We start from the raw sequence: 6025 nt of genomic DNA on the forward strand, positions 1-6025 counted from the left end.
TCCGCCTGCACGGGAACCTGCCCTTCGCCGAGGCGGGCCCGTTCGTCCTGGTGGACGACGACGGCGAGCGGCGGGTGTCCGAGCGGGCCGTCACCGTGGACGGGCGGCCTTATCGGCGGGTCCGCGGCGAACTCAAAACCCCCACCCGCGACGGCGACGATTGCCTCGACCTGCTCTCGGACCTGCCGCCCGGGATACCCGCCACCACCCTCGCCGCGTTATACCGTCGGCGCTGGACGCTCGAAACCGCCTTCCAGCACGTCGAGAAGCATTTCAATTCCGAACTGGAAACCCTGGCCTACCCCAGGGCCGCCCTCTTCGGATTCGCCCTGGCGCTGGCCGCTTATAATGTATTGTCGGTCCTCATGGCCAGCCTCGACTGCGCCCACGGGAAACCCGTGTCGGAGGATGTGTCGGGGTATTACATCGCCCACGAGATCGCCGCCACCTTCCTCGCCCTGGCCCACCTGGGCGAGGGAATGGACTGGGGCTTCATCGCCGCCGCCTCCCCGCCCGAGTTCGCCGCCTGGCTGCGCGGAACCGCCCGGCACGTCCGGCTGCCAACCCTGAAGAAGCATCCCCGCGGCCCGAAGAAACCCAGGCAGAAAGCGCCCTACGACCCGAAGCAGCCCCATCCCATGTCTCGACGGATCAATTGCTTAGGTCACTTTGAAAGGGCTGGTTATTGAGGCTTATCCGGTCGCCTTTCATAATCGGCCTCCTGTCCATCTCATTCAAGAATAATACTAAAGTATTGATCCTGTGATTTTTATGGTCAATTAGAATAATTAACTATAAACCCACCTCCGAAGCCCAAGAAGTCCAAGGGAAACCCTGATCCAAAGCTAACGCCGACTCAGAAGAAACATAATCGGAAGCTGGCAAGAACCGCGTCGTCGTCGAACACGCCATTGGCGGGATGAAATGTCTCCATAGTTTGGCGCATCACTCAAGAGATCATATGTCACATTTATAAGATTATTTCATTTATATTGGAACGGATTCCTGGCACTTTAAACTATCATTAAAAACACAAGTTAGACAGTGAGCATGTCTACTGAAAAGACAGGCAAAATCCAAATCTAAAACACCACCCGAATTTGTTAGTGGAAACAAAATCTTAACGCGAAAAGGTCGGCGTTCCCTCCACTTTCTTATCCCGAACTCAGGTTAAGTACAGGACAAAACCCTCAATGCCCAGGCGAACCCATCGGGCTTCTCGGCCAGGTTCAGGACGGCGTTGCGGAGGAAGTCGAGTCCGTGGCGGAAAAGGGACTTGAGGGGGCGCCGCCGCGTTTTTTTGGCGGATGGGGCTGGGGCCGTCGTGGAGGAGTTCGCCGGCGCGGTGGACCCAGGCGAAGGCCAGGGCGAGCAGGCCCGTGAGCTTGGCGAGGCACCTGGGGTCGGTGAGGTGGGTGTCCTCCAGGTTGAAGCCCCTGGATTTCAAGGGTCTCCACCTGCCAGCGGTCGGCGTAGGCATCGATGGCCTCGGCCTGGGGGGTGCCGGAGGAGGCGATGAACAGGAAGTCCCCGTCGTCGAGGCGCAGGGCGGAAAGGTGGACGAAGCAGCCCCACACCGGACGCCGCCCGGCCAGGCGGCGCGCCTCGCCGACGCAAGCCGAACAGCCGGTTCAGGCGCGTCATCCGGTTCCAACGGTTGGGCACCAGGGTGTCGCGCTTGAGGCGCTGGTGGAACGGGACGCGCTGCCGTTGCAGCCAGCGGAACCAGTCCTCGCCGACGAACTCCCGGTCGGCCAGCACAGCAGGGCGGCGATCCGGGTGGCCCCGAAGACCTTGAGGAAGCGCTCCATCAGAGCGATGCGCTCGGCGGTGTCGGAATTCCCCGCCTTGTCGAGAAGGCTCCAGAAGACCGGCACCGCCATCGCCTTGGTTGGGTGGATGCGCTTCGCTTATCCACCCTACGTCACTGATCTGGCCTCGCTTACGTCAACAGAACCTAGTGCAGCGTCAGGCATCCTTTGTCGGCTACCCTGAAGGCGAGGAATCCGGCTCAGCGGGGGCCGGAGCGAAGCCCTGTGGAGGCGAAGATGGCCAAGGTTTACCGAGTGACGTTGACGGGCGAGGAGCGGCGCGACTTGGAGGCACTGATCAGCCGGGGCAAGGGGGCGGCCCGGAAGCTGGCCCATGCGCGGATACTCCTGCAGGCCGACGAGGCCGAAGGCGGGCCGGGGCGCGCGGACCTGGAGGTCGCGGGCGCGTTGAACGTGAGCGTCCGGTCGGTGGAGCGGGTGCGGCGGCGCTTCGTCGAGGCGGGGCTGGAGGCGGCCCTGGTGCCCAAGCCGAGTGAACGGGCCTACACCCGCCTGCTGGACGGTGCCCAGGAGGCCCGCCTGATCGCCCTGGCCTGTTCGGAGCCGCCCGAGGGCAAGCCGCGCTGGACCCTGCGGCTGCTGGCCGACCGGGTGGTCGAGCTGGGCATCGCCGAGGCGGTCTCCCACGAGACGGTGCGGGGCGTGCTAAAAAAAACGAACTCCAGCCGCACCGCCGGAAGATGTGGGTCATTCCGCCCGAGTCCTCGGCCGAGTTCGTGGCGGACATGGAGGATGTCCTGGCGGTCTACCAGAGGCCCCATCGGGCCGACCGTCCGGTGATCTGCCTGGACGAGGCCTCCGTCCAACTGATCGGCGAGGTGCGCGAGCCCCTGCCGATGGCGCCGGGCCAGGTGGAGCGCCACGACAGCGTGTACACGCGCCACGGGGTGGCGAGCCTGTTCATGGTCTTCGAGCCGCTGGCCGGATGGCGCGGGGTCGAGGTCACCGGCACCCGGACCCGCCTGGACTTCGCCCAGGTCGTGCGGAACCTGGTGGACGGGCGCCACCGGGAGGCGGACAGGATCGTGTTGGTGATGGACCAACTCAACACCGACTCGACGGCCAGCCTGTACGAGGCCTTCCCGCCCGAGGAGGGCCGACGGATCGCCGAGCGGCTGGAAATCCACCACACGCCGAAGCACGGCAGTTGGCTGGACATGGCCGAGATCGAACTGAGCGCCCTGGTCCGCGACCTGCCCGAGCGCGTCGGCGAACGGGCCGTCCTGGAACGGCATGTGGCGGCGTGGGTCGAGCGCCGCAACCGGGCCGGGGTGAAAGCGGATTGGCAATTCACCGCCGCCGACGCCCGGATCAAGCTGCGTAAGCTTTACCCGACCATTGACGCCTGACAGAGCACTAGTTTGCTCCACCTTCCACCCTCTTCGGCTAGTTTTGTCAGGCAATCAGGCCACCGGCCTTGGCGAGCATCCCCAACAGGGTAGGCGGCGTGTCGAATTCCAAGGAACCGAGATTTTCCACGCGCCCCAAGATAATGACGCGGTTGGATGCGTACTTGTCCACCCGCAGATTGGTGTATGCGTCCTTGTAATATCGCGATAAGGCGCGGCTGACGGCGCTGGCGGCTTCCTGCCGGGAGATTTAAAGACCCCGCCACTGGTAGCGTGATCTGCCCGTCTGGCCCGATGATTTGTTAGCCGAAGAGTTCTCCACCTCGACAGTGATCTGGTCGCCATCGCCCCCAAGCGATAATCGGTAGAAGCCTTGCTACGGAAAGCGGCAATCGCCTCGATCGCCTCGGCGGTCGAGGTTTTGTGTGGCTTATCAGGCACTTTGAAAGTGGCGCGGGCATTCGGCTCGGCGTGGCGTTCGGCACACTCTCCCAAGCGCCGCAGCCGCTAAGCATTATGCCCAGGCACCACCGGGCGCTCCGGCCCATTTTAGGACGCTTTTAGGCTAGCCAGCGCGGCAACGGTATCCGTGAAAATTTCAAAAATTTCGTTGAGCCGGGTGAGTTCGATAAGCGACTGAATTTCGGGAGACAGGCAGCTCAACACCAAGCGCCCCTGCCTGCCTCGCACCGACTTGAAGGCGGAAATCAAGACGGAGCAACCGCTCGAATCCATGAAGGTCAGTCCGCTCAAGTCGATAAGCAGGTTTCCACTTCCATTTTCGATAATGATTTTGAGTTGTTCCCGCGCCGCCGAAGCATCGGCCATAGCTAGTCGCCCGGTAATCCCGACCACGTCGACTCCGTCTCGGATGGAATGCATTAAAAGCATTGGAGACTCAATTATGCAAGTTAAATGGGACAGTTGGTACGTGCCGATGGGTAAGCTTTCGCACACAAATGATAATCTGGACTAGTGGATTATCCATCTTCATTTGACGGGTAAAGCTTCCGCAGCTTGCGCCGCGCCGCCGCGACGGTGAACACCAGTGAATGCGTGCCTGCGCGGCGTTCCTTCGGGCCTCCCAAGCGGCACCCTCGACCGCGATCCGCTCGGGACTCTCCAGCCGACGGTCCAGGCACTGGGCGTTCATGATGCCAATCTCCGTCTCCGCCATGTTGACCCAACTGCCATGCTTGGGGTGTAGCGCCACTCGATCCTGTCCAACACCAACAACCGCCGCGTCTCGGCGGGCGGGAAGGCTCCGTACAGGCTGGCCCCGTCGTGCGTGTTCAGATTGTCCTGAACCATCCGGATTTTCCTGGTCCGTGGGTAATGCGCATCCACCAGTCCCCGCACGCAGCGGGCTTAGTCTTGGCGGGTTCGTCGCACGCTGACCCGGACATGCCGCCAGCCCCGTAGTGGCTCACACATCAGCAACTGGTGGCAAACGCCCTTGCGCTCGTATTCATGGTCCATCCGACGCCGACGGCCTATGGGGGCTGCCGAACCTCTCCGAACAATTGTCGGCACGCCTCGTCGAAGCAAACCACGGGATAGTCGGGATCGCAGGGCAACAGGCAGGTCTGGATAACGTCCTCCATCCGCCAGACGAATTCGGCATCCGCCTCGGGTGGCACGCACCAAGTCTCGACGATCCAGGGCTTGATGTCGTTTTTTTTAAGCGCCTGCCTCACGGTTTCGAGGCCTACGCGATCCATCAGGCCGAGGACCACCAACTCGTCGGCCAGCAGTCGCAGAACCCAGTGGCAGCGGCCTTCCGGGGGATCGCCGCACGCCAGTTCGATCAGGCACCGCTCGACATCGCCCTTGATCTTGACCTTTTCCGGTGCCGCAGGGCGGCGTCCATCCCCTCGGTGACCAAGTGGCGGCGGACCCTTGATGCCGTCCGGGAACCCGCGCCCAAGGCCGCGACGATCTCCTCGTCGGAACGTGCCTCCCCGAGGGAGTCGCGGCCAGTAGCAGGATACGGGCGTGGATGAGTTTGCGGGCGGCGGCCTTCCCGGTCGAAACCAGCCGTCTCAATTTCATCCGCTCTTCGTCCGTCAGGGTCACTCGGTTGTCCATGGTGGTCATTCCTCATCAGTCGGCTTCTCCTCGTTGGACCGCTGCCCCCTGCGGGCGACTGCCACCACCCGTCAAATGAAGATGGATGACCCACTAGGTGCAAGTGTAGCATCAATCACGGGAAGAGGGGCTGCGGACCAGCGCAGGGCAATCGCGCTCTAGTGCTCTGTCAGCCATCGAATGTTGGGCAAAGCTTACGCAGTTCGATCCGGGCGTCATCGGTCGAGAAGCGCCAGTTCACCAAGCCGCCCGCCCCGTTGTGCGAATCCTGCCAAGCGGCGACTTTGAAATCCATCGCCGTGCGCCGGTCCGTGACCTTAACTTGGCGGAATTTCGCTAGCGGTTCGAAGAGTATGAACAGGTTGCGCCGCTTGGTCCATTTCCACCCTCCGTTGCGCTAGCAGTTTCAGCGTCCACCATGCCCGGCCCTCTGGCATCGGGCCACAGGCAAAGCCATCACCACACCTGAATTTGGTTCGGCGTCAACTTGGAGTGGTTAGGGCACTATCCCTTAATAGCGGCTCTATTTTGGCTCGATACAAAAACAGAAGACAAGCCATTGATTTTAAATGGATATCGCATATCGAATCCGAGCGTCCATTGCTATAAAGGAAGCCGTGAGCGGCGGCGGATGGGGCGTGGATTGTGGGAAGACGGAAGCCCCCGGCCTCCAGAGGGAGGGCGGGGGTCCGTGGATGGGTGCCTGGCGGTGCCCTACTTTCGCGCGGGTGGTCCGCACTATCATCGGCGCGGGGC

At 62.3% G+C, this 6025-nt stretch carries 6 protein-coding genes and 1 pseudogene; 2 read left to right on the top strand and 5 right to left on the bottom strand.

The window, feature by feature from the left end; translation table 11 throughout:
* Positions 1-689: pseudogene (locus tag ACXWUF_RS16595) on the top strand (hypothetical protein); the annotation flags it as partial.
* A gap of 951 nt (positions 690-1640) precedes the next feature.
* Here ACXWUF_RS16595 and ACXWUF_RS16600 read toward each other — a convergent pair.
* Positions 1641-1877: a hypothetical protein gene (locus tag ACXWUF_RS16600; protein ID WP_458495750.1), complete on the bottom strand. Its 237-nt coding sequence runs from the start codon at positions 1875-1877 to the stop codon at positions 1641-1643.
* A 171-nt stretch (positions 1878-2048) separates the two neighbouring features.
* Here ACXWUF_RS16600 and ACXWUF_RS16605 point away from each other — a divergent pair.
* Positions 2049-3181, top strand: a protein-coding gene (locus ACXWUF_RS16605; RefSeq protein ID WP_458495751.1) for an IS630 family transposase whose coding sequence is annotated in 2 segments (ribosomal slippage) — positions 2049-2472 and positions 2472-3181 — 1134 coding nt in all. Because the reading frame shifts where the segments join, the coding sequence is not laid out codon by codon here.
* A 46-nt stretch (positions 3182-3227) separates the two neighbouring features.
* On the opposite strand, the gene ACXWUF_RS16610 is transcribed toward ACXWUF_RS16605, so the two are convergent.
* The 4 genes from ACXWUF_RS16610 to ACXWUF_RS16625 all read right to left on the bottom strand — a co-directional run bounded on the left by ACXWUF_RS16610 (position 3228) and on the right by ACXWUF_RS16625 (position 5564).
* Entirely contained in the window at positions 3228-3353 is a 126-nt protein-coding gene (locus ACXWUF_RS16610) for a hypothetical protein (protein ID WP_458495752.1), read from the bottom strand.
* 377 nt (positions 3354-3730) lie between these two features.
* Positions 3731-4063, bottom strand: a complete 333-nt coding sequence (locus ACXWUF_RS16615) for an STAS domain-containing protein (protein WP_458495753.1) — start codon at positions 4061-4063, stop codon at positions 3731-3733.
* A gap of 611 nt (positions 4064-4674) precedes the next feature.
* Entirely contained in the window at positions 4675-4902 is a 228-nt protein-coding gene (locus tag ACXWUF_RS16620; protein ID WP_458495754.1) for a hypothetical protein, read from the bottom strand.
* A gap of 536 nt (positions 4903-5438) precedes the next feature.
* Positions 5439-5564: a hypothetical protein gene (locus ACXWUF_RS16625; protein WP_458495755.1), complete on the bottom strand. Its 126-nt coding sequence runs from the start codon at positions 5562-5564 to the stop codon at positions 5439-5441.
* Positions 5565-6025: the final 461 nt, after the last annotated feature.

The organism is Methylomagnum sp. (assembly GCF_054333355.1).